24 protein-coding genes are annotated in these 22964 nt (G+C 45.5%); 19 read left to right on the forward strand and 5 right to left on the reverse strand.

Going from position 1 to position 22964, the window contains the following annotated elements:
- Window positions 1-3 precede the first annotated feature (3 nt).
- Window positions 4-603: a ribonuclease HII gene (rnhB, locus tag JT717_RS01075; RefSeq protein WP_205508290.1), complete on the reverse strand. Its 600-nt coding sequence runs from the start codon at window positions 601-603 to the stop codon at window positions 4-6.
- 86 nt (window positions 604-689) lie between these two features.
- Here rnhB and JT717_RS01080 point away from each other — a divergent pair, with 86 nt between their 5' ends.
- From JT717_RS01080 to JT717_RS01125, 10 genes are all read left to right on the forward strand, one after another.
- Window positions 690-1322 carry a Crp/Fnr family transcriptional regulator gene (locus tag JT717_RS01080; protein ID WP_205508291.1) on the forward strand — a complete coding sequence of 211 codons (633 nt, stop codon included), beginning with the start codon at window positions 690-692 and terminating at the stop codon, window positions 1320-1322.
- Window positions 1323-1596: 274 nt separating this feature from the next.
- Window positions 1597-2388: a sulfite exporter TauE/SafE family protein gene (locus JT717_RS01085; RefSeq protein WP_205508292.1), complete on the forward strand. Its 792-nt coding sequence runs from the start codon at window positions 1597-1599 to the stop codon at window positions 2386-2388.
- Between the two features lie 95 nt (window positions 2389-2483).
- Window positions 2484-3902 (forward strand): MBL fold metallo-hydrolase, encoded by a 1419-nt coding sequence (locus JT717_RS01090; RefSeq protein WP_205508293.1) that lies wholly within the window; start codon window positions 2484-2486, stop codon window positions 3900-3902.
- A 99-nt stretch (window positions 3903-4001) separates the two neighbouring features.
- Window positions 4002-4571: a YeeE/YedE family protein gene (locus tag JT717_RS01095; protein WP_205508294.1), complete on the forward strand. Its 570-nt coding sequence runs from the start codon at window positions 4002-4004 to the stop codon at window positions 4569-4571.
- A 10-nt stretch (window positions 4572-4581) separates the two neighbouring features.
- Entirely contained in the window at window positions 4582-5106 is a 525-nt protein-coding gene (locus JT717_RS01100) for a DUF6691 family protein (protein ID WP_205508295.1), read from the forward strand.
- A 403-nt stretch (window positions 5107-5509) separates the two neighbouring features.
- Window positions 5510-6202 (forward strand): twin-arginine translocation signal domain-containing protein, encoded by a 693-nt coding sequence (locus JT717_RS01105; RefSeq protein WP_205508297.1) that lies wholly within the window; start codon window positions 5510-5512, stop codon window positions 6200-6202.
- Window positions 6203-6323: 121 nt separating this feature from the next.
- Window positions 6324-7313, forward strand: a complete 990-nt coding sequence (locus JT717_RS01110) for a c-type cytochrome (RefSeq protein ID WP_205508299.1) — start codon at window positions 6324-6326, stop codon at window positions 7311-7313.
- A gap of 36 nt (window positions 7314-7349) precedes the next feature.
- Entirely contained in the window at window positions 7350-7811 is a 462-nt protein-coding gene (locus JT717_RS01115; protein WP_205508301.1) for a DsrE family protein, read from the forward strand.
- Window positions 7812-8055: 244 nt separating this feature from the next.
- Complete coding sequence (locus tag JT717_RS01120; RefSeq protein ID WP_205508303.1) at window positions 8056-9141, forward strand: COX15/CtaA family protein; 1086 nt, start codon at window positions 8056-8058, stop codon at window positions 9139-9141.
- Between the two features lie 93 nt (window positions 9142-9234).
- A complete protein-coding gene (locus tag JT717_RS01125; protein ID WP_205508305.1) occupies window positions 9235-11481 on the forward strand; it encodes a patatin-like phospholipase family protein in 2247 nt (748 codons plus the stop codon).
- On the opposite strand, the gene JT717_RS01130 is transcribed toward JT717_RS01125, so the two are convergent.
- Window positions 11468-12373 (reverse strand): diacylglycerol/lipid kinase family protein, encoded by a 906-nt coding sequence (locus JT717_RS01130; protein WP_205508306.1) that lies wholly within the window; start codon window positions 12371-12373, stop codon window positions 11468-11470. The genes JT717_RS01125 and JT717_RS01130 overlap by 14 nt on opposite strands.
- Before the next feature lie 296 nt (window positions 12374-12669).
- On the opposite strand from JT717_RS01130, the gene JT717_RS01135 reads away from it, so the two are divergent.
- On the forward strand, window positions 12670-13179 hold the full coding sequence (locus JT717_RS01135; protein ID WP_205508307.1) for a hypothetical protein: 510 nt from the start codon (window positions 12670-12672) through the stop codon (window positions 13177-13179).
- Window positions 13180-13332: 153 nt separating this feature from the next.
- On the opposite strand, the gene JT717_RS01140 is transcribed toward JT717_RS01135, so the two are convergent.
- The gene (locus JT717_RS01140) at window positions 13333-13842 is read right to left on the reverse strand and encodes a hypothetical protein (RefSeq protein WP_205508308.1); all 510 of its coding nucleotides are present in this window, start codon (window positions 13840-13842) and stop codon (window positions 13333-13335) included.
- Window positions 13843-14339: 497 nt separating this feature from the next.
- Between JT717_RS01140 and JT717_RS01145 the strand changes: the two genes are divergently transcribed.
- The 3 genes from JT717_RS01145 to JT717_RS01155 all read left to right on the forward strand — a co-directional run bounded on the left by JT717_RS01145 (window position 14340) and on the right by JT717_RS01155 (window position 16029).
- A complete protein-coding gene (locus JT717_RS01145; protein WP_205508309.1) occupies window positions 14340-14858 on the forward strand; it encodes a hypothetical protein in 519 nt (172 codons plus the stop codon).
- 134 nt (window positions 14859-14992) lie between these two features.
- A complete protein-coding gene (locus JT717_RS01150) occupies window positions 14993-15436 on the forward strand; it encodes a DUF8447 domain-containing protein (protein WP_205508310.1) in 444 nt (147 codons plus the stop codon).
- Between the two features lie 185 nt (window positions 15437-15621).
- On the forward strand, window positions 15622-16029 hold the full coding sequence (locus JT717_RS01155) for a DUF8447 domain-containing protein (RefSeq protein ID WP_205508311.1): 408 nt from the start codon (window positions 15622-15624) through the stop codon (window positions 16027-16029).
- A 128-nt stretch (window positions 16030-16157) separates the two neighbouring features.
- On the opposite strand, the gene JT717_RS01160 is transcribed toward JT717_RS01155, so the two are convergent.
- Window positions 16158-17153 (reverse strand): alpha/beta hydrolase, encoded by a 996-nt coding sequence (locus JT717_RS01160; protein ID WP_205508313.1) that lies wholly within the window; start codon window positions 17151-17153, stop codon window positions 16158-16160.
- Window positions 17154-17228: 75 nt separating this feature from the next.
- On the opposite strand from JT717_RS01160, the gene JT717_RS01165 reads away from it, so the two are divergent.
- From JT717_RS01165 to JT717_RS01185, 5 genes are all read left to right on the forward strand, one after another.
- Complete coding sequence (locus JT717_RS01165; RefSeq protein WP_205508315.1) at window positions 17229-17453, forward strand: DUF2905 domain-containing protein; 225 nt, start codon at window positions 17229-17231, stop codon at window positions 17451-17453.
- A gap of 419 nt (window positions 17454-17872) precedes the next feature.
- Entirely contained in the window at window positions 17873-19681 is a 1809-nt protein-coding gene (gene typA / locus JT717_RS01170) for a translational GTPase TypA (protein ID WP_205508317.1), read from the forward strand.
- A 105-nt stretch (window positions 19682-19786) separates the two neighbouring features.
- Window positions 19787-20650 (forward strand): RDD family protein, encoded by an 864-nt coding sequence (locus JT717_RS01175; RefSeq protein ID WP_205508319.1) that lies wholly within the window; start codon window positions 19787-19789, stop codon window positions 20648-20650.
- A gap of 72 nt (window positions 20651-20722) precedes the next feature.
- Entirely contained in the window at window positions 20723-21604 is an 882-nt protein-coding gene (locus tag JT717_RS01180; protein ID WP_205508321.1) for an RDD family protein, read from the forward strand.
- 197 nt (window positions 21605-21801) lie between these two features.
- On the forward strand, window positions 21802-22017 hold the full coding sequence (locus tag JT717_RS01185; RefSeq protein WP_205508323.1) for a hypothetical protein: 216 nt from the start codon (window positions 21802-21804) through the stop codon (window positions 22015-22017).
- Between the two features lie 66 nt (window positions 22018-22083).
- On the opposite strand, the gene JT717_RS01190 is transcribed toward JT717_RS01185, so the two are convergent.
- Window positions 22084-22962: a hypothetical protein gene (locus JT717_RS01190; RefSeq protein ID WP_205508325.1), complete on the reverse strand. Its 879-nt coding sequence runs from the start codon at window positions 22960-22962 to the stop codon at window positions 22084-22086.
- Between the last annotated feature and the right edge of the window lie 2 nt (window positions 22963-22964).

Consider the following 22964-nt stretch of genomic DNA (forward strand, 5'->3'; position numbering starts at 1 on the left):
TTGTTACATATCCAGTTCCAGCTGGTTGGAGGTGCATTGGAAGGAGCGGCGATGATAGGGCGTTAAGCCAAAGGCACCGATCGCCCTCCGGTGTTCCGGCGTGCCATAGCCTTTGTTGGTGATCCATTTGTATTCCGGGAATTCATTGTGCAGGTTTCGCATAAAGTCGTCGCGATAGGTTTTCGCCAGAATGCTGGCGGCCGCAATAGACGCATAAGACGCATCGCCCTGCACAATACATTGGTGCGGCACGCGCTTGTATTTGGTGAACCGGTTGCCGTCGATGATGAGGAATTGCGCTTTTTTCTGCAGTTTGCCAATGGCCAGGTGCATGGCCTTGAAGGAAGCGTTCAGAATGTTGATGCGGTCAATTTCTTCATGATCTACCATGGCAACCTGGTAGCAAATGGCATTTTTTTCAATAAAACTTCTTAATTCATACCGGTCCTCTTCATTCACCTGCTTCGAATCATTCAGCTTTTCGTGGTAAAATCCCTCGGGCAGAATAACAGCAGCGGCAAACACGGGTCCGGCCAAACATCCCCGGCCAGCCTCATCGCAGCCAGCCTCAACAAGTTCAGTTTGGTAAAATACTTTAAGCAATTGGTTTTATTTGGCTCAAAAATAAGGCATGCCTGTATTTAAATTTTATTTACCAACTTTGTTTTTTTACACATCACATTCCCATTATGGAAATAAACGCAATAAATCAGCTGTTCCCCGCTTTTGAAAAAGAATTGCAACGTGAGATCCAGGAGCAGGGCGAGATCCGTTATTATAAAACGGAGGAGCCATTGATGCGTACAGGCCAGTATTTCCGTTCAACCATGCTGATCCTGAACGGGCTGGTTAAAATCTACCGGGAAGACGATGATGGTAATGAGTTTTTCATGTACTATCTGCAACCCGGTCAGGCATGCGCATTGTCGATGGTGTGCGCAGCGGAGCATAAACGAAGTGCCATAATGGCAAAGGCGGTAAAAGACACTGAAATAATTGCCATTCCATTGCATTTTATGGAGGAATGGATGGGTAAGTACAAAAGCTGGAATCATTTTGTTATCGGAACCTACCGCGCGCGCTTTGAAGAATTGTTAAGCACCATTGATCACATCGCTTTCCGCGGCATGGATGAGCGGTTGGAGTTCTACCTCAAAAAACACCAGGATACCATGCGCACGAACCTGATCACCATTAATCACCAGGAAATTGCCAATGAACTGAATTCTTCCCGCGAGGTGGTTTCAAGGCTGCTGAAAAAAATGGAACAATTCGGCAAGGTAAAACTGCACAGGAACGCTATTGAAATTATTCAATTGTAACCGGGTTGTTTTAAAGACTGTTGAAAATTTATTCCGGTTGTGTTAATACAGCTTAATAAATAGGCCGAAAGCTTAGAAAATCAATCTCCCTGCGGAAATGGTATTAGTCTATCCGGTATGACTACAATCAGGCTTACTGTGACCTTCGTCACCTTTGGCATTTTTATTTTAACGCACCTTCATGAAATGGTCACATGATCCAGTATGCCAATACCCGGTTAACTGCACATGATCATTAAAACCTGTTTGTTTTGATTATCGAATGTTTACTTACATGGAAATAGCCGGTTATTTAGCAGCCGTTTTTATTGGCGTATCGTTAGGCTTAATTGGGGCCGGGGGATCCATACTTACTGTACCGGTTTTTGTGTACCTCCTGCATGTGCATCCGGTACTGGCCACTACTTATTCCTTATTTGTAGTAGGAAGCTGCAGCCTCATCGGCAGTGTGCGTGCCTATGCGAAAAAACTGATCGACTTTCATGTAGTACTTTCTTTCGGTTTGCCTTCCCTGTTGTCTGTTTTCCTGGTACGTCACTTTCTGTTGCCGGCCATTCCCGATCATTTATTTTCCATTGGTGAACTGAATATTGACAAAGCTGTTTTTTTAATGCTGCTCTTTGCCCTGTTAATGCTGGCAGCTGCCATATCAATGATCCGCTCGGCGGTTAAACCGCCTGTGTCGCCCGGGCGTAAAGAAAGAACGGGCTGGTTATTAGTGCAGGGATTGTTTGTTGGCGCCATTACCGGTTTGCTGGGCGCAGGCGGCGGGTTTTTGATCATTCCGGCCCTGGTGCTCATCAGCCGCCTGCCTATGAAGATAGCGGTTGGCTCATCATTGACCATTATGGCGATCAGTTCTTTCTTTGGCTTTTTCAGTACCCTGCCGCACTATACCATTCACTGGATGCAGTTACTGGTATTTACCGGTATTGCTATAGCCGGCATTTTTGCAGGGTCTGCTTTAAGCGAGAAAATTCCCGGGCAGCACTTAAAGAAGGGATTTGGCTGGTTTGTGCTGGCGATAGGACTGTTTATTTTGGTACATGAATTATTCTTTCCGTAAGAATTCTGTATACCATTAGGTTGCTCTGTGATAAAAGTCATACTCTATTAAAACCATATAACAGAAATTGCGTTGATCATTTAAACAGCATTGATATGAAGATAGAACAAATTTATACCGGTTGTCTGGCGCAGGGTGCATATTATATAGAAAGTGAAGGCGAAGCTGTGGTAATAGACCCGTTGCGGGAAATAGAACCATATGTACAAAAAGCTGCACGTAACGGCGCTACCATAAAGTATGTTTTTGAAACTCACTTTCATGCTGATTTTGTGTCGGGTCACCTTGATCTGGCAAAAGCTACCGGAGCCACCATTGTGTATGGACCCACAGCTACACCCTCATTCAATGCGCATATAGCGCAGGATGGTGAGGTTTTTAAATTGGGGAAACTAAGTTTTACGGTGCTGCATACGCCGGGCCATACGATGGAAAGCAGCTGTTACCTGCTAAAGGATGAAGCGGGTAAAGAAGTTGCCCTCTTCAGTGGCGACACCTTGTTCATAGGAGATGTTGGCCGTCCTGATCTGGCACAAAAAGCCAATCATATTACGCAGGAAGATCTGGCCGGTCTGTTATATGATTCATTGCGCAGTAAGATCATGCCATTGCCTGATTCGGTAATTGTTTACCCGGCCCATGGCGCCGGCAGCGCCTGTGGCAAGAACATGAGTAAAGAAACTACTGATACCTTAGGTCATCAGAAAGCAACCAATTATGCGTTGCGCGCCGATATGAGCAGGTCAGCATTCATTCAGGAAGTTACTGCCGGCTTAACCGCCCCGCCGCAATATTTCCCGCTGAACGTGCAATTGAACAAACAGGGATATGAAAGTATTACGGAAGTAATAAAAAAAGGAACACATCCATTGGGTGTAGAGGCATTTGAGGCCGCTGCCAATGAAACCAATGCGCTTATCCTGGATACCCGCGATCCGCAGCAATTTGCAAAGGGTTTTATTCCCAATTCAATCAATATTGGCATCGATGGCAATTTCGCACCCTGGGTAGGGGCGCTTATTCCTGATATAAAACAGGCGATATTAATAGTGGCAGAACCCGGCCGACAGGAAGAAGTAGTTACCCGCCTGGCCCGTGTAGGTTATGATAATGCCATTGGTTACCTGGCAGGGGGTATCAATGCATGGCAAAAAGCCGGTAAAGAAATTGATACCATTACTTCCATCAGTGCCCAGGAACTCGCAACCGTTTATGAAGCCAATCCCGATATAAATGTGTTGGATGTACGTAAAAAAAGCGAGTACGATGCAGAGCATGTTAAAGGCGCCATCAATGCCAGCCTCGATTTTATAAACGATAGTATGCACCAGGTAGATAAAAACAAAACGGGTTATGTTCATTGTGCAGGCGGCTACCGCTCAATGATCTTTATTTCTATTTTAAAAGCCAGGGGCTTTGATAACTTAATAGATATAAAAGGCGGTTTCAAAGCCATCAAAGAATCGGGCAGGTTTCCGGTAACGGATTATGTTTGTCCGACCACTATGCTTTAATGTGAACTAATAACGTGAAATTTCGCTAACTTATAGCTGTGTGATTTATGTCGCACAGCTTTTTTTATGAAAGCACCATATTTACAAAAATTAGTCATCATGCAATTCTGGGAATGGATAAAAGAACCCTGGCCCTGGTATGTGGCAGGTCCGTTGATCGGGCTGGTAGTGCCGCTGCTGTTGATCATGGGTAATAAAGCATTCGGTGTATCTTCTTCATTGCGGCATATTTGCGCGGCCTGCATTCCGGCTGATATTCCATTTTTCAAATACAACTGGCGCAAAGAAAGCTGGAACCTGTTTTTTGTAGCAGGTATTTTGTTGGGAGCCATTATTGCTGCCAATTGGTTAGATCGTGGTGAACCCATTGCTGTAAACCCCCGACTGCAAACCGAATTGGAAGAGTATAATATTCGTAATTATTCCTCCCTGGTCCCATTGGATCTGTTTAACTGGCCTTCTTTATTTACGGTTCGTGGGTTTATATTAATGGTTGCAGGCGGGTTCCTTGTAGGATTTGGTACCCGTTACGCCGGCGGTTGTACTTCGGGTCATGCCATTATGGGCCTTTCGAACCTCCAATGGCCATCCCTGGTGGCTACCTGTTGTTTCATGGCCGGTGGTTTTGTCACCGCCAATCTCCTGATCCCAATCGTATTGAACCTGTAAAACCTGCTGCATGGAAACGAAAGACATTGTAACGAAATCTACAATAAAAGAAACGAATACCGATTTTGAAGTACGTTCATTAGATACCATTTGTATCAATGAATCGCAGATGCAACATCCGTGGTGGCATTCGATAAAATACCTGGTGGCGGGATCTTTGTTTGGAATAGTGTTGGTAAAAGCAGAAGTAATATCGTGGTTCCGCATCCAGGAAATGTTCCGCCTGCAAAGTTTTCATATGTATGGGGTCATTGGAACTGCTGTGGCAACAGGGATCAGTTCTGTATGGCTGATCAAAAAGTTCAAAGTAAAAACTATGTATGGTGAGCCTATTGAATTGCATCCCAAGCAATTCAATAAAGGACAAATCTATGGCGGACTGTTATTTGGTGCGGGCTGGGCATTAACCGGGGCCTGTCCGGGGCCGCTGTATGCCTTAATTGGAACAGGCGCCACAGTGATCATCGTTACCTTATTAAGCGCTATAGCAGGCACCTGGGTATACGGGCTGCTGCGCGAAAAATTGCCACATTAATTTGGGGGCTTATATATAGAATAAGTATCTTTAATCAGGATTTAATGTTCTTCCTGAAACAGACCAACCGAGCGGAGATCCCTTCTAATACGGCTTTGCATTAGTGAACCTCATCCAGTCAATTATTATACTGCAAGAACTCCTGTAGAACCCAGCCGTCTCCTATCTACTGAATAACCATTATTGGGGATTTTAACATTAGGGAATTATTATTTGTACCAACGCCAGGGATGTTGCGATGCATTGGCCTACTCCATGAATGCGTTGAATCTATGTTGCATGCCGGCAGTTTACCGGCCCATACTTCCTTACCTGTATACATATTGGTTTACCATGTTAACTACACTTTAATAAGTAGTTGAGTTCTTACTATTTCATCTTCTATCACCAAAAATGGCTGTATATGCAAACCAACAATTTAAATGCTGAATCGCGCCGCGACTTTTTGGGAAAACTCGCCGCTGGTGCAGCTGCTTTGGGTACCGTTTCTTTAACGCCTTTTCAGGTGCAGGCAGCACCTGAACATCCGGAACATGAATTTGCCGATGTAGAAGCCTGGTTCAATAAAATAAAAGGGAAACATCGCATTGTATTCGATGCTACACAACCTCATGAATTAATGCCATTTGCATGGCCAAAAGTCTTTTTGCTTACCAATGCCGCTACCGGAACGCCTGAAAAAGACTGCAGTGTGGTAGTGGTGCTGCGGCATGATGCTATCCCTTATGCACTGCAGAGTGATCTGTGGGCTAAATACAAGATGGGTGAATTGTTCAAAGCACATGATCCTGTCACCAAAGAACCGGCAACCCAAAATCCATTTTGGAAACCCAAGGAAGATTATAAAATACCAGGTATTGGAGCTGTGCCCATTGCTATTAACCAGTTACAGGACAATGGCGTTATGTTCTGCGTGTGCAATATGGCAATAACTGTTTACAGTGCAGTAGCGGCAGAAGCGATGAATATGGATGCCGAAACCGTTAAGAAAGAATGGCTGGCCGGTGTGTTGCCCAATATCCAGGTAGTTCCTTCGGGCGTATGGGCCCTGGGCCGTGCACAGGAAAAAGGCTGTACCTATTGCTTTGCCGGTTAATGAATACGCTCGTTAACGTACTTCATATTTCTTAAACCCCTCATTTACCAGGTTATATGCTGCATATCGGGTGATCATGTTGCCCGGTATGCACATTGACCGACATCTGTTGCTTGCTATTATGAACCGTAAACTGGTAATTGGGATCCTGGCGATCGGTGTTCCTTCCCTTGTTTGGCTGAATGTTTATCAGCGCAAACCGGGAAGTATACAACAAAAAGCCATAGTGGCCGCGGCAGACGAACCGGAAATGCCCTGGCAGGCCCCCGATACGGCCACAATACCCCACGACGCAGCAGGTGATCAAATACGTTATGGCCGTGATCTTATTGCTCGCACCGCTTTTTACCTGGGACCCAAGGGGAAGGTAGCCCAGATCTCCAATGGCATGAATTGCCAGAATTGCCACCTCGCCGCAGGCACTAAACCCTGGGGAAATAATTATGGCGCTGTTTCGGCCACCTATCCCAAATACCGCGACCGCAGCGGTTCGGTTGAAACTATTGAAAAGCGGGTAAACGATTGCCTCGAAAGAAGCCTCAATGGCAAGACCCTGGATAGTAATAGTCGCGAAATGCGGGCCATTGTAGCTTATATGCACTGGTTAGGCACGAATGTACCGAAAGGCAAAAAGCCACTGGGCTCCGGTATCACTGCCTTGAAAAATCTCGACCGCCCGGCTGATCCCGCTAAGGGAAAAATGGTATTTATTGACAAATGCCAGCTTTGTCATGGCGCCAATGGAGCTGGTAAACCCGATACTGTTACAGGTATCGGTTATCTCTATCCGCCGCTGTGGGGGCCTGATAGTTATAATATCGGCGCCGGCCTGTACCGGTTATCTAGAATGGCCGGTTATGTAAAGGACAATATGCCATTTGGTGTTTCGCACGGTCAATCGCAGTTGTCGGAAGAGCAGGCCTGGGATGTGGCTGCCTTTATAAATGCCCAGCCCCACCCGTATAAAGACCTTTCGATGGACTGGCCGAAAAAGCAAACCAAACCCATTGATTATCCTTTTGGACCCTATGCAGACAGTTTTTCAGAACAACAGCATAAGTTCGGTCCTTTTGATCCTATTCAACGGTCGCTGAAAACGGAACCGAAATAAAAATCAACCATCCTCTTTAAATTTAAAACCGCCCGTATGTATAAGTATAGTTTATTAATAGTTGTTTTTGCGTTTTTACCTGCTTGCATCCTGGCGCAAAATGCCAAGAACAGAGCTGCATCAAACAAAAATAAAGCTGCTGACCTGGCGGCTTACAAAGTGATTTTTGATATTACCAGTGGAGATACGGCTGCCCATAAAACGGTTATCAGGCAGCTTAAGGGCATTTCCCAGGCCCGGCCCGACGCCCAGCTGGAAGTAGCTATTTATAGCGATGCCCTTGGCATGGTGATGAAAGACCAATCGACCATCGCCGATGCCATCCTGGAATTGAGCAGTAACAACAGGGCCAGATTTAAAGTTTGTGCGGCTACCATGAAGCGGAATAATGTTGATAAAAGCCAGCTTGTAGCCGGCGTTGACGTTGTTCCTGATGCCATTTATGAGATTGTGGCCAGGCAACACGAAGGCTGGGGATATATTAAAGTAGCGCAGTAACCCAATGTGCTAATTTGCTAATGTGCTGATGTGCTGATGGAATACAGGATACAGAGGGCTGGAGGCAGACCAATGTGCTAATTTGCTGATGTGCTGATGTGCTGATGGAATACAGAGGGCGGAAGGCGGAAGGGCCGGGCGGCGAGGCGCAAGATCGATCATTAATCTCAACCTTCTTGAGCCTGTATTCCATTATTAAATTATCGAATTATCACATTATCACATTGACTACCTTTGCGGCGCAATGAATACCATATCTCTTGAACAACGTGCCAACAAGGCAGTCGCGAACTGGATATTTTTAGGGGTGATCATGTTATTGGTGCAGGTGGTATTGGGCGGCGTCACCCGCCTCACCGGTTCCGGGCTTTCCATCACCGAATGGAATGTGGTCACCGGCGCATTGCCTCCGCTGAATGAACAACAATGGCAGCTGGAATTCAATAAATACCAGCAAACGCCCCAATACCGGTTATTGAATACCGGCTTCACCCTCACTGATTTCAAATTCATTTTTTTCTGGGAGTGGTTTCACCGCCTTTGGGCCCGGTTGATCGCCGTGGCATTTGTCGTGGGATTTGTATACCTGCTGGCAAAAAAATATATTAAAAAAGACATGGTGAGCCCCCTCCTGATCCTTTTTTTGTTCGGCGCTTTACAGGGTGCAATCGGCTGGATCATGGTAGCCAGCGGCCTTACCGGTGACGCCGTATACGTTCGTCCAACCCGCCTGGCCATGCACTTTGTTTTTGCCCTTGCGCTGATCGCTTATGCTTTCTGGCTGGGTTTGCGCATAAAGATCCCGGCTCAAAAAAGAGCAAACCATCCATCGCTCTACCGTTGGTCATGGGCACTTACCATTTTACTTTTCGTGCAATTGGTCTTCGGCGCTTTAATGGCCGGTCATAAGGCTGCTACTGCTGCGCCTACCTGGCCAACCATCAACGGCAGTTGGGTGCCCGATGGTTTGCTGAAAGAAAAGCCGGTAATGCTTAATTTTTTCGAAAATAAGATCACTATTCATTTCGTTCACCGGGGACTGGCATACGCGTTATTAATTTTAATAATAATTTATTCTGTTAAAGTTTTCCAGGTAAAACCGGTAAGCGTCCTCTTCGGCCAGGCCCGGCGCTGGCCGCTCATACTGGTGATCATACAGGTTTTATTGGGTATTTTTTCAGTGTTAACCAGTACCGGCATAATTCCCAATCGCTGGGGAACCTTCGAGTGGATGGCACAATTACATCAGATTACGGGAATGTTGTTGGTGCTTAGCCTGGTCGCCATGTTATTTCTCACCCGGCAGCCATCTTTTAAGCAACCTTCATAATCTTGGCACTGTCTTTTCGTTTTATAGTAAATTGGGGATGAGACCGGTTTACCTGGTTCCTGCGTCCAACACCATTCTAATGCCCGGGTCTGTATGAAACTTTTTTTGAAAGGATTATATCATTCTTTTCCAGTTCAGTTGGTTATGCTGCACTTCAAGAAATTTCAGGTGCTGCTGATCTTCTGGTTCGTATTGTTCAGTACGGTGAACGGCACTTTTATGAAGGCCTTCGGCGCCGATTCCCTGTACCTGGCCCCCGAATACCTGGGTAATGTAAGTATGGTGGCTGCCCTTTTTGTGGGTATGGCCATTGGCGTATTTATAATGAGCTGGAACATTACCACTTTTATCTTATTCAGCCGTCATTTCCGGTTTTTAGCCACCACCTCAAATCCTTTTTTGAAGTACTGCATCAATAATGGGGTCATACCACTGGTTTTTCTCATCTTTTATTTCATAAAGGCAGTGGTATTTGAGCGTTATAAAGAGTTGATGTCCTTTGGCGAAATCGCCCTGCTGGTAGTGGGCTTTGTGATCGGATTGATCGTGATCGTGGTAGTTTCCCTGTTCTATTTTTTCAGGGCCGATAAAAATATCATCCGCCGCCTTACACCGGTGATCAGTAATCCGCAATTATTCAAGGCGCAGTTTAAAAAAGACGAAACAAGGCTCAATCACAGCCGGCTGATAAAAGTGGAATGGTACCTGAGTGCCCTGTTCAAACTCAAAAAAGTGCGTGACGTATCACATTACAGCCGGGAGTTTATAGAAACGATCTTTAGCCGCCATCACTTTGCTGCGGTGGTTTCCATTTTTCTTGCCTTTATTGGGCTAATTCTCCTGGGATTTTGGTTAGATAACCCCTTGTTCCAGCTGCCCGCCGCTGCAGGCATTACCTTGTTTTTCGCCATATTGATCGCCGTTTCAGGCGCTTTTTCGTATTTCCTGCAAAGCTGGAGCATTCCTTTTCTGATCGTATTATTCCTCATAACAAACCTCTTATACCGCTACGAAATAATTGATCCCAGCAATAAGGCGTATGGATTAAATTATAAGAACAAAGAGCAACGCCCATTATATACAGCCGAAACATTGCTGTCGTTGTGTTCGCCTGAGCGCATGCAGCACGATAAAAAGCAAATGATCTCCATCCTGGAGAATTGGAAAAAGAAACAAACCGAAGCAAAGCCATTGATGTTTGTGATCACAACCAGTGGCGGTGGTAACCGCAGCGCTACGTTTACGATGAATGTGCTGCAGCACCTCGATAGTTTAACCAATGGCGAATTGATGAATAAAACGGTGCTCATTACCGGTGCTTCGGGGGGTATGCTGGGCGCTTCCTATTTCCGGGAACTAAGCAGGGCCCGGGCAGCAGGGCAACCCATTAATCTGCAGAATAAACAATACCTCAACGATATTTCAAATGACCTGCTGAATCCGTTATTTACTTCGTTTGTGGCCCGCGATCTGGCGGCGCCGGCACAGCGGTTCAAGGTTGGTCCGTATGAATATATCAAAGACCGCGGGTATGCATTTGAGCAGAAGCTGAATGCCAATACGCGCGGCATGCTGAACAAGCAACTGAAAGACTGGTACGACGATGAAAGAAATGCGCGCATACCCCTGATGTTGTTCAATTCTGTAGTAACGCGTGATGGCCGTAAGATGATTGTGAGCACTCAACCCATGAGCTTTTTAATGCGGCCGGCATATGATAGCATCCACGTGATGGAAGCCGAGCCCGATGCAGTAGACTACCAGGCCCTTTTCGCCAAACAGGACCCGCTGAACCTGCGGATGCTTACTGCCCTGCGAATGAATGCTACTTTTCCTTACGTATTACCCAATGTATGGCTGCCCAGCGACCCGGTGATAGATGTAATGGATGCAGGGATCCGCGATAATTATGGCCAGGAAACGGCGCTTCGGTTCATCCAGGTGTTTCAGCAATGGATCCGGGCGAACACGGCCGGAGTGGTGTTGATCACTATCCGCGACCGGAAGACGGGCGGCTGGGAACATCCGTATGAATCAACCAATATTACCGAACTCGCCACCAAGCCCATGTTGCTGCTGGAATACAACTGGTATAAAATGCAGGAATATAACCAGAATGACCTCATGGGACTGGCTCATTCGATGATGGGCAATTACTTTTACAATGTTTGCTTTCAATACATTCCCGAAAAGCAGGATGCACGGGCTGCCTTGAATTTTCATTTGACGAAAAGTGAAAAGAAGGATATTGCGAATGCACTTGGCAGCTCGGGCAACCAACGAACATTTGCCTTCTTTAAACAGTTGATAAGCAGTTCACATGCTCTTACGATACGTTAGCCGCGTGTATCAGCTTAAAAAATTGTGGTAATACCCTGATGTGTAATTGCCGTTGACAAACCCAGGGCTCGCCATCGATATGAATAGGCGCTTCTGCAGGGTTGCTGATAAACAATTCATCCGTTTGAAAATAAATGACAGGCGAATTCATCGAGTTTTCGATGCGTTTGATCCTGCCGGCCAGCACCTGCCGCAGTACCGTTAAAAGCAGTAATGGTTTGGCGATCTTTTTTACGATCACCACGTCCAGTAATCCATCGCTTAGGATGGCTTGCGGGGCAATAGTGAAATTATTGCCGAACTGGTTGCTGTTGGCAACGCTCAGGAAATAAGCCTCGGTAGTGAATTCGAGCTTATTGGCAATGATGCGGAAGGGGTATGGCCTGGCGCTAAAAAAATGACGCGTGGTAAGCGAGGCATAAGTGCCTAAACCGCGTTTGGGCTGATCGGCAAATTCATGCGCCACCTGGGCATCAAAACCCAGTCCGCACAGCATACAGGCGAAATCGTCATTTACCATAAAACCGTCCGTCAAAATGGCTTTGCCGGTAAAAACAACTTCCAGGGCTTTCGCGCTGGCTTTGGGAATGCCGGCTGCCAGTGCCAGTCCATTACCTGAACCCATAGGTATGATACCGAACTGTACAGCGGTTGCAGCCAGGGCATTTACCACCTGGTTCACGGTTCCATCCCCGCCGCAGATCACCACATCTGTTACCTGTTCTGCTAAGATTTTTTCTTTTACAAGGTCATAATTACCATCGGCGGCGGTGGGTAATATTTCAAAGGGGATCTGGCGTTTTTGGGTCTCACGGGCAATCAACTCTTTCAAAGAAGATTTTCCTTTGGTACCGGAAATAGGATTTATGAGATATATGATCTTTCGCTGCATGTTACAAGGTTACAAAAGGCAAAGATAATAGCCCCGGTGGTCATGACAGGTTTTTGTGTATGCAAACCGGTCCCTTTCCGTTTTATGTTTTTATTATCTCAGGCGACAGGCCTTCTTTCTTTTCCTGATATACACCAATTTCGACAAACAACCATTTTACCAGCCGAACGCCATAGTTGCCATTTTTTATCCGATTGCCGAAAAGCCGTTGGGTTCATCTAATTTAAAAAGATGGCTGGGCAATAATTAAGTTGCTTTGCCTTCAGAAGTTCCATTCTAAATAAAAAAGTACAGCCATGAAAAAGTTACTGATAACAAGCTGCCTGGTGTTCGTAGGAATGGCCGGGCCCGCAGCTGCGCAACAGGCCAGCCGTCCCATATTAACGGATAATATGAACTCTTTGACCATGAATTCACGTAACATGAACAGGGTACCTATTAGGGTAATGCGTGATTTTTTGAAAAGAGACCAATCGGCTAAAGAGGCCGATTGGACGGAAGTTGAAACCGGCTTTGTAGTGAAGTACATGGACAAAAAGAACAGCCATTGCCGAACAGTGTACAATCAGCGGGGCGTTTATGTTTACACGATCAAGCAGTATGGAGAAAATAACCTGCCGCGCGATGTAAGGGATGTCGTAAAAAGGCAGTATTACGATTATTCGATCACCCTGGTTGAAGAAGTCCATCAGCCGCTAAAGCCTGTTGCGTACATCGTTCATCTTGAAGATGACCATAGCTTCAAGCATGTACAGGTCAGTGATGGCGAAATGGAAGTAACGCAGGAGTACAGAAAGACGCTTTAAGATCAGTTGTCAGAACAGGTAGAGGGTTATAAAGATCAGCATGTAGCTGCAAGCTGCAGGCAACAGGCTTCCGGTTCATATACATAAAACGTATGCGGTGTGGCCTGTCGCTTGCAGCTTGTGGCATTTTAAAACATGCATTCATTTATCGTTTTATCTTACGAATGCCAGCTGCCAAACGGGCCATGATTCCTGTTGATGGCGCCAGGTAGTGCTTTTGCTGGTAAACAGCAGGGCAGACAGCGGCCGGCCATTGGGCTGTTGTTGAGAAATATAGACCAAACTGATACTGCTATTCGCATAGCTTTTTTCAAACTGTAATAATTCCTTTACTGGTATCTTCATGCCTGCGCGCGGACCGTTGGCATCGCCGAATTTCCACTCTTTGATAATGTTTCCTTTATCATCCTTAATAGCAATAGATCTGGCCTTGCCTTTGTCGGCACAGCTGTAATAATAGATCACCAGCTCATCGTTCATGTTTGCTTTGTCTAATGGAAGATTTTGTAAAGTGAACTGGCGGCCCGATTGCTCCAGGATCAATTTATTATTCAGATAGATCTGGAAGCCTTCGCCGCCTGCTTTTGCCGTGAATGCCTGTAAAAGGAGAATTGTAACTGTAAAGACCGCTGTGTATGCGGTTTTAATTAAGCTGCGTTGCATAAATGACAGTTTTAGGTTAAGAAAATGGGTGACGTAATTCCTGTAACAAAGCAAATCAATGTAGCCGGCTGTACAGTATTTGTTTGACGAGGCGGGAAGAATCCTTGATGTAACGCAGGTTTGAGGCCGGCGGGCTTTTATGGGTGCCTGTTCAGCCAGTAAAATTTATGCTCTCTCCAATATAATTAATCAGTAAGCGTTTATGCACCGGAATTGAAAAGCGTTGGGTATACATGATGAAGTTTACGTATACACATGGTTTTCCATAACTCCCAATTAACATAACCTTAACCGTAAATAAGTAACCTGGTGAAACATTTTGCAAATGCTGTACAGGAGCGGATCAGGCGCAAAAGGGACCTGTAAAAATTTTATTGAACTAGTCAAGCGTAGGAACGAAGCTTATCATGTGAAGGGCAGCAATACCATTTTAATATAAATCCCTCTGTAAGCAAATAAATTGCGAGGGATTGTTTAACCCATGTAAAAGTATAGCAATGAAAAAATTAATGATCGCCACAAGTATTTCCTTCGTGGTATTATCGGGCTTCGCCTACTCACAGGATACGGGCCAGGCACTGGTTGCCGCTAAAATTAGTTCGTCAAAATCACCGGCCAAAGCGCCAAACCATTATTTGAATGACATCAACGTAAAGGCTATGCGTGATTTTGTAAGCCGTTATGGCGATGTGCATGATGCTGTATGGCATAGCAACAAAGACAGCTATGTAGCGGTGTTCATCCGCGACAGTGTGCAACACCGCGTTGTATACAACAGCCGCGGTGACCTTAGTTTTACGATGAAGTATTATGAAGAGAACCGGATGCCGCGCAATATACGCGGCCAGGTAAAAAGTGTTTACTACGACTATAAGATTCATGTTATACAGGAAATACAGGTACCCGAGTATCCCATCGCATATATCGTGAACCTGCAGGATGAAAAGAAGTGGATGAAAGTGAAACTCTGCCAGGGCGAAATGCAGGTCCTGGAAGAGTTCGACAGGAGCAAATAAAACAAACCTTATTACTGCCAATAAGTTGTCAATACAGAGAACAAAAACGATCGTTAGTCTTTAACATACCGTTTGTAAACGACGGAAGCTGTTATCCATCTATTACTGTATAAAACAAATGGAGGAAACAGTATATGAAAAAGATCTTTACGCTTGCCGCTATCCTGTTCACTGTAACAGCTTTTGCCGCCGATCCTTACCCCAATGATAGTAAAATGACTATTCGCAGTAATAGCAACCAGTTCATCCAGGTATTTATCGATGGTAAACAGTATAACATCAATCAGAATGGTTTTGTGATGGATAATATCCGTTCGGGCCGTCACCGCATTGAAGTGTACAAAGTAGATAATTACGGAATGTTCAGGAGACGTCCACAAAGGGTTTACAGCAATGTTATGATGGTTAAACCCTGGGAAATGCTGACCATTAACATCAATCGCAATGAAAGGGTATTTGTTGATACCCGCTTCGACCGGAATGACCGTCGTGACAGAGATTATGGACGCGACAGGGACTATGGGCGGGACCGCGATTATGGCCGTGACTACGACCGGGATGGCAGATACAAACGCTAAACTCTATACCACGTGATAATGGCCCCACTACAGGGGCCATTTTTTTTTTGCCTTATTGTTCAACCGTGTCACGGATTAAAACCATGGCAGTGTTCATTAATATGTTTTCCCTTTAACAGTCCCTTAGTAAACAACCTGCATAGAAAGCCATCTATTACTGTATAAAACAATGGAGGAAACAGTATATGAAAAAGATCTTTACACTTATCGCTGTATTGTTCAGTATTACCACTTTTGCTGCTCCTGGTCCTAAAACTTCTAAAATAGCGGTCTCTAATAACTATCGTGCAATGAAGATGCAGATCAAGATCGATGGTACCCTGTACAACCTGGATAATACCTTTGTTATGGATAATATTCGCCCAGGTAATCACAGCATCACTATTTACAAGACCGAAAGCATAGGCTTCAGAAAAAGGACAGAAGTAATGTACAACAGCACCATGATGGTTTCACCTGCACAATTGATCAATCTGGATATCAACCGGAACGGTAAGGTGGTAGTTAGATCATCTGCAACCGAGAGATACGACCGGAATGATCGTTATGACAGGAACGACAGAAATAACAATCGAAGAGACAACAGATGGTAAACAGTAATAAAGCGAAACAAAAAAAATGGCTGGTCACTAATTGGTGGCCAGCCATTTTGATATAGTAAAGGGTGAGTATAGGAAGAAAGACATGCAGGATCAAAGCATTGAGCCCATCAGCACATTGTTTATAGTGGCTGTATGCCCAGCACTTCTGTCATAAAGCGTTCTGTTTCTCTTTTAACACCGGCGATATCATTCGACCTGATAGAAGAACCAATAACGTGGTCACCGGTATTAGGCATGGCCACTTCCCGTTTTTTATCGGCCGGCGTACCCAGCTGGGCAAACATTTCTTTAATAGCGCTTACTTTCACGGTGCTATCCTGGTGCACCTGGTCTTTATAGTAATACAAGGTAAGCGTAGGCTGTTTCACCCGTTCAAATGTTTTTTTATGCATGCTTGTTTCCAGCAGTTCTTCCAGGTTAACTGCCGCTTCAATACGATAATGATAGGTCCAGTATTTACGATACGCTTCCCGTTTATCTTCTGAATCGAGGTATTTTGAACCGGTTACCAGTCTGGCTATTTGTAAACCCCATGGATTATTCAAGATCCAGGCGGTAGGATCGTTGATGGCAATATTGGGCGACATCAGAATTAACGCATGTACTTCGGGGTATTCTGCCGCCAGCTTCAGGGCCAGGGTGCCGCCGGTGGAAGTACCAACGAGGATGACTTTATTGCCCAGTTGTTTACCAATAGCATAAGCCTGTTTGGCCGTTTCCCAGTAATTATCGGCGGTTAAATTCACCATGGGTTCGGTGGTATCTATGCCATGCTCAGCCAGCCGGGATAAATACAAGTTGCAACCGAATTTTTTGGCCAGGTCGCGGTGAACCGGGTCGCCTTCGCCCTGGGAGGCGGTAAAGCCGTGCAGGTATACCAGGGCATACTCCGTCTTATTTTTCAGGGAATCATTTGCCCATACAACCCGGGCCTCATTATCGGGTTTTATTTTGTGGGCCGCTTCCTGCTGCTGAATATAATTCACCAGGGCTGCAGGTTCAGCCGGAACGGCCGGCATAACGTTGGAATAAACGGGGGTTGAAGGGTTTGGCCCCAGCAGGTAGACAATGATCAGGATCGCCGGAATAAGCAGGGCCCATTTTATTTTACGCATACCGTAAATTTGGTGTTGAAATTAACAGCTTTTTATTTCCTGTAAAAGCATTGGTAGTAATTAAATGGGTTTTTTATGAATTCGGATACCGGCAAGTATATCATGCTTATTGGGGGCGCCGTGGTGGTAATAGGGTGTATCATCTATTTCTTTCACGACAAACTGCATTGGATCGGCCACCTGCCGGGCGATATCCGTATTGAAAAAGAGAATTTCCGCATTTATTTTCCCATCACCACCATGATCCTGTTTAGTGTTCTGATAACGGTTATCCTAAGTATCATTCGCAGGTTCTTTTAAACCAACAGCCGTCAGCGTATAGGTTTGGCTCAGTGGTTATTAAGGGCAAGCCCCTGCGCCGGCCGCAATCTGACTTTCTAACTTGTAAGCTGGCCGGTTTTTATATGGATTACTTTTTACATATGAGGCCGTGCACCGGTTATTGGCGGCATTGCCAGGGCATAATCAGGTGACTGCTACCTGGTTAGCTGGGCGCGATGATCTAAGAGGTTCTTTTCTCAGGGTTTATAGGTGTTATTGAGCCCATATAAACCTTTATAAACGTTAATTAATTATACATAAAGTTTCTCCTTTTGCTTGCCCCGCCCGGTGATTTAGCGTACCTTTGCGCCTCGTTTGCCATTGCTATTTATAAAGCATTTTAAGGCATTCATTATTAAGAATTTAAAAAAGCAATTCCGTTCAGGAAAAAGGAATTTATGAATATCAGAAACATCGCCATTATTGCCCACGTAGACCACGGAAAAACTACCCTGGTAGACAAGATCTTACACGCTACCAAAGTGTTTCGTGACAACCAGGAAACTGGTGATCTGATCATGGACAGTAATGATCTGGAAAGAGAAAGAGGTATCACCATCTTCAGCAAGAACGCAGCGGTAACATACAAAGACGTAAAAATTAATGTGATCGATACCCCTGGCCACGCCGACTTTGGTGGTGAAGTAGAACGTGTACTGAAAATGGCCGATGGTGTGTGTTTGCTGGTAGATGCCTTTGAAGGGCCTATGCCGCAAACCCGCTTTGTATTACAAAAAGCGTTGCAACTGAATTTGCGGCCCATTGTGATCATCAATAAAGTGGATAAGCCAAACTGCCGTCCCGATGAAGTGCATGATGCCGTATTCGAATTATTTTTCAACCTCGATGCTACCGAGGAACAGCTTGATTTCCCTACCTATTACGGTAGCGGCAGAAACGGCTGGTTCAACGATTCATTAACACCATGCGATAATATCAACCCTTTGCTGGATGGTATTTTGAAACATGTACCACCCCCAAAAGTAAGCGAAGGCACCCTGCAAATGCAGATCACTTCTCTTGATTACTCCTCTTTCCTTGGCCGTATTGCGGTGGGCAGAGTATCGCGCGGCGTTATAAAAGAAGGTCAGCCCATTTCCCTGGTACAGGGTGATGGCAGCATAAAAAAGACCCGTGTAAAAGAACTGTATGTGTTTGAAGGCATGGGCAAGAAAAAAGTAACTGAAGTAGTGGCCGGCGACCTGTGCGCCGTAGTTGGTATTGAAGGATTCAATATTGGCGATACCATTGCTGACTTCGAAAATCCTGAAGCATTACCGGTTATCAGTGTTGATGAGCCTACCATGAACATGTTGTTTTCCATCAACAACTCACCTTTCTATGGTAAAGATGGAAAGTTCGTTACCAGCCGTCACCTGCGCGACCGCCTGATGAAAGAAACAGAAAAGAACCTGGCATTAAGAGTGGTAGATAGTGATGGCGGCGATGCCTTCGTGGTATACGGCCGTGGTATCCTGCACCTGGGCGTATTGATCGAGACCATGCGCCGGGAAGGATACGAGTTAACTGTGGGTCAGCCCCAGGTAATTGTGAAAGAGATCAATGGAAAGAAAAGCGAGCCGTACGAAATACTGGTAGTGGATGTACCGCAGGAATTTGCTTCAAAAGTAATTGACCTGGTAACCCGACGTAAGGGCGAAATGCTGGTGATGGAAACCAAGGGTGAAATGCAACACCTGGAGTTCGAGATCCCTTCACGTGGTTTGATCGGTTTACGTACGCAAATGCTTACCAATACACAAGGTGAAGCCGTAATGGCGCACCGCTTCAGCGAATACAAACCCTGGAAAGGTGTGATCCCCGGCCGCAACAACGGTGTATTACTGGCAAAAGAAAACGGAACGGCCACCGGTTATTCTCTCGATAAACTGCAGGACAGAGGTTCATTCTTTATCGATCCAGGTGAAGAGATCTATGCCGGTCAGATCATTGGGGAGCATATTAAACCAGGCGACCTGGTAGTTCAAATTACCGAAGGAAAAAAGCTCACCAACATGCGCGCCAGTGGTAGCGATGCAGCCACCAACATTGCGCCGAAGATCCAGCTCACCCTCGAAGAATGTATGGAATACATTCAACACGATGAGTGTATTGAGGTTACGCCGAACTTCATTCGTATGCGTAAGACCATACTCAATGAAGAGGAAAGAAAGAAACAGGCTAAGTCAATGAAGGCAGAAGCATAATTGACTTTTTAAGACTTATATCAGGGATCACCCGCCGGTGGTCCCTTTTTTATTTGATACAGAAAATAAAATTGCTATTTTGTAGGCCACCGAACCGTTCATCTTATGAAAAGGTCTACCCTCGTAACTATATGGCTTACCCTGGCCTTTCTAGTGATCTCCTTCATACAAACAATCCCTTACATCAAACTGCTGTTAAAGAATGATGTTTCCGGCGATTACGCTACCATCTTCAATTTAACCAGGACAGCCCTGGGTGCTTTGATAGAACTGGCTATTTTCATCCTGGGAATAATGGCCCTGGCCAGCACAGATCTGAAATTACGTGATCGCACATATGCGCTTTTCCGGTATATATATGTGGCAGGAGCCGTAGCGAATTATCCGTTGGTGATCTATTCGCGGATCACCTATGCCAAATATCTGTACACCGCCAACTGGCACACCTTTATAACCGTGTTCGTTGATCTTTGGGGCATCATGCTGTTGGTGTTACTGATCAATAACAAACCTGAAAAACAGGTAACACAGGTGAATTTGCAGGAGTACGATATGGTGGCATTCACTACTACCGGTCACCGGTTTTTACACTATATACTCGATGCTCTGTTTTTACTTCCTATAACACTGTCGGTGTTGCAATGGATGTATTCAGCGCACGAGGATGCCTGGCTGATACAACTGCTTTACGGTGGGAGTTATCTTTTGTATTGTTTTTTCTCGGAAGTCGTTTTCGGGCAAACCTTTGGAAAAATGATCACGAGCTCATGTGTGGTGAGCGACGGTGCGCCATTAACGCCCGGGCGCATTTTCCTGCGCACGCTGGCCCGCCTGATCCCCTTCAATAGTATTTCATTCCTGTTCGGGGCCAACTGGCATGACCGGGCTTCCTCCACCGCCGTGGTATATATCGACAGCTGGGAAAAAGCTTTTGCTGAATTGCCGGAGACAGCAGCAGCCAGTAGGTGACATCACAATAAATTCAATCAACCGAATTGCTTAAAAAGGCAGCTATTTATACAAGCGTTAATCCATTATGCTATGAATAAACAAAAGAAAAAGATCGCCTGGTGTGTACTTGGAATTATAGTCCTTCAGGAAACTTTAAAGTTCAAATATTACAGTCACTTAATAAGCGGCGACATTCATTTAACGGATGCATCCAGTGTATTGAACCTGGCAGGCGTAATGACCGCCTTATTGTTAAATTGTTTTGTGCTGGTTTTGGCTATCAGATCATTAAGTAACATTGATGCAGCTGCGAAAGATCGCGCGTATGCCATACTCAGATTTCTATTTGTTATGAAGGTGATCATGATATTTCCTGTGACTGTGTTACGAACAGTGATCTTTTCGGCACGCATGAGCGGCATCGGCCAGATCTTACTCTTTTATTTTCGCAATCTGGCAGAGATAGCCCTGGCTGTATTGCTGATCATATATAAACCGGAAAAGCGGGTTGAAAAGGTGAATTTACAGGAGTACGATTATGTAACATTTACCTCAGCCGGACATCGCTTTGCTCATTACCTGTTAGACATGTTGTTTCTGGCGCCTTTCTGGTTGTTCATGCTCCAGAATATATTGTTTGCACGTGTGTTTTGGCAAAATGAATATGCCGTTCATTACGTGGAACTGGCGATGCAGATCATGATGTTCACAAGTTATTTAGCCTATTGTTTTATCTCGGAAGCTATCTTTCGGCAAACTTTGGGAAAAATGGCCACCGGGTCAGCAGTTGTCAGTGACGGGGTAAGCTTATCGACCGGCAGGATCTTCCTGCGAACGCTGGCCCGCCTGATTCCTTTCGATAGCCTTTCCTTCTTGTTTGGCGCCAAATGGCACGACCGCGCTTCCTCCACCGCTGTAGTATACATCGATAGCTGGGAGAAAGCTTTTGCTGACAACCCCAGCCGACAATAGCGACTGCCTGATTGTTTAAGGGATCTGGTAACAGTTCATTCAGATGGTTAAACAAACTGAATGAATTCCCGGACTGGCAGCATGGCTTATAGAAGCTGCCAGCACTGCCCTGGTATTATTGGCGTACGTCGCCGGGTGTTGATAAGTGGGTGGCGGAATTCATTTTCGTCGTATTTTTGCATGGTAATTGAAATGCCATGACAAGAGGATGCCTGATATTATTCCTGTTTTTCATACTGTTAAGTATACTGCCCGCCGATCTGCAGGCGCAGTGCTCTATTTGCACCAAAACCGCCCAGCAACTGGGCGAAAAGCCTGCCAAGGCCCTCAATGCCGGCATTATCTACCTGGGCCTCACTCCACTGTTGATCATGGGTTATATTGGTTACCGGTGGTGGAGAAATAATCAATAAGCACACTTCTTATTACCGAACTGACTTCTTTCCCTGAAGGTATTGCAGCCTCGCGGATGCATTAAACTACATGTTGCGCTTCACATATTTATGGTTCGTGGGCGGGAAGAGCCAGTCAACGGCCCGGTGCCATTTAACAGCCGTGTATTTTCTTTTAATGATCACCGGCACCTGGCCGAGATCGAGTTGGGAGAAATTGTGCAGCATTTCTTCGAAATTATAGCCCTTGAACTGTTGTTCGGCTATCCATTCCAGAATGAAGGGATTCCAATCTTCCTTATTCCGCCAGTAGTGGGCGATCCAGGGAGTGGCGTCACCAAGGGTATAGGTGTGATGCAGGGCCAGCGACAGCGAGTATTGTTCTACCAGCCTGAAAGGCACACCATCTGCGCACATTTCATCGCAGATCTGCAGCGCGAGGTCAATGTCTTTTCCGTTCTTGTTATTGGGACTCGCAACCACACCGGCATTCCACATATGGTCGGTAGGTTTCATTTCTATGTTAGCGTATGTCTTTCCTTTCAGGGCACGCCAGGTCCTTTTGCTGGTTTTATCGGTAAGGGTTGATAAAGCTCCCTCGTCTTCATGCATGTACGCTTTTCCGCCCAGTAGTTCGGCCTTTAGGGTAGAGATGTTATTGTAGAGGAAGGTATCTGTATCGCAATATATGACCGGTTGGCCTGCATACATATTGGCTATATGCTGAATGGCTTTTATTTTAACACGCCAGAAGAAATCCTGCGGTCCTTTCCATTCTTTTATTTTCTCAGGGGTAACCGGAATAATGTTCGCATGATCGGATAAGTGTTTATAGAACGGTGCCGCATCTGTGATAACGTTGATCGACTTTATTTCATTAGGCTGTTGCAGGAACGACATGGCTGAAAATGCAGCCTGCAAATGATTCGAAAAACGATTCCCAAAAGTGCAATACAAAATATGCATAA

The sequence above is a fragment of the Longitalea arenae genome (assembly GCF_016924755.1).
Classification (GTDB): Bacteria; Bacteroidota; Bacteroidia; order Chitinophagales; family Chitinophagaceae; genus Niastella; species Niastella arenae.

Excerpts from the sequence above, each read along its gene's own strand:
- JT717_RS01180 (WP_205508321.1), top strand. The coding sequence starts at position 20,723 with ATGAATAAACAAAAGAAAAAGATCGCCTGGTGTGTACTTGGAATTATA.
- JT717_RS01130 (WP_205508306.1), bottom strand. The coding sequence starts at position 12,373 with ATGCAGCGAAAGATCATATATCTCATAAATCCTATTTCCGGTACCAAA.
- JT717_RS01090 (WP_205508293.1), top strand. The coding sequence starts at position 2,484 with ATGAAGATAGAACAAATTTATACCGGTTGTCTGGCGCAGGGTGCATAT.
- JT717_RS01120 (WP_205508303.1), top strand. The coding sequence starts at position 8,056 with ATGAATACCATATCTCTTGAACAACGTGCCAACAAGGCAGTCGCGAAC.
- JT717_RS01150 (WP_205508310.1), top strand. The coding sequence starts at position 14,993 with ATGAAAAAGATCTTTACGCTTGCCGCTATCCTGTTCACTGTAACAGCT.
- JT717_RS01155 (WP_205508311.1), top strand. The coding sequence starts at position 15,622 with ATGAAAAAGATCTTTACACTTATCGCTGTATTGTTCAGTATTACCACT.
- JT717_RS01190 (WP_205508325.1), bottom strand. The coding sequence starts at position 22,962 with ATGCATATTTTGTATTGCACTTTTGGGAATCGTTTTTCGAATCATTTG.
- JT717_RS01100 (WP_205508295.1), top strand. The coding sequence starts at position 4,582 with ATGGAAACGAAAGACATTGTAACGAAATCTACAATAAAAGAAACGAAT.
- JT717_RS01160 (WP_205508313.1), bottom strand. The coding sequence starts at position 17,153 with ATGCGTAAAATAAAATGGGCCCTGCTTATTCCGGCGATCCTGATCATT.
- typA (WP_205508317.1), top strand. The coding sequence starts at position 17,873 with ATGAATATCAGAAACATCGCCATTATTGCCCACGTAGACCACGGAAAA.
- JT717_RS01080 (WP_205508291.1), top strand. The coding sequence starts at position 690 with ATGGAAATAAACGCAATAAATCAGCTGTTCCCCGCTTTTGAAAAAGAA.
- JT717_RS01145 (WP_205508309.1), top strand. The coding sequence starts at position 14,340 with ATGAAAAAATTAATGATCGCCACAAGTATTTCCTTCGTGGTATTATCG.
- JT717_RS01165 (WP_205508315.1), top strand. The coding sequence starts at position 17,229 with ATGAATTCGGATACCGGCAAGTATATCATGCTTATTGGGGGCGCCGTG.
- JT717_RS01135 (WP_205508307.1), top strand. The coding sequence starts at position 12,670 with ATGAAAAAGTTACTGATAACAAGCTGCCTGGTGTTCGTAGGAATGGCC.
- JT717_RS01110 (WP_205508299.1), top strand. The coding sequence starts at position 6,324 with ATGAACCGTAAACTGGTAATTGGGATCCTGGCGATCGGTGTTCCTTCC.
- JT717_RS01140 (WP_205508308.1), bottom strand. The coding sequence starts at position 13,842 with ATGCAACGCAGCTTAATTAAAACCGCATACACAGCGGTCTTTACAGTT.
- JT717_RS01185 (WP_205508323.1), top strand. The coding sequence starts at position 21,802 with ATGACAAGAGGATGCCTGATATTATTCCTGTTTTTCATACTGTTAAGT.
- JT717_RS01105 (WP_205508297.1), top strand. The coding sequence starts at position 5,510 with ATGCAAACCAACAATTTAAATGCTGAATCGCGCCGCGACTTTTTGGGA.
- JT717_RS01095 (WP_205508294.1), top strand. The coding sequence starts at position 4,002 with ATGCAATTCTGGGAATGGATAAAAGAACCCTGGCCCTGGTATGTGGCA.
- JT717_RS01085 (WP_205508292.1), top strand. The coding sequence starts at position 1,597 with ATGGAAATAGCCGGTTATTTAGCAGCCGTTTTTATTGGCGTATCGTTA.
- JT717_RS01115 (WP_205508301.1), top strand. The coding sequence starts at position 7,350 with ATGTATAAGTATAGTTTATTAATAGTTGTTTTTGCGTTTTTACCTGCT.
- JT717_RS01125 (WP_205508305.1), top strand. The coding sequence starts at position 9,235 with ATGAAACTTTTTTTGAAAGGATTATATCATTCTTTTCCAGTTCAGTTG.
- JT717_RS01175 (WP_205508319.1), top strand. The coding sequence starts at position 19,787 with ATGAAAAGGTCTACCCTCGTAACTATATGGCTTACCCTGGCCTTTCTA.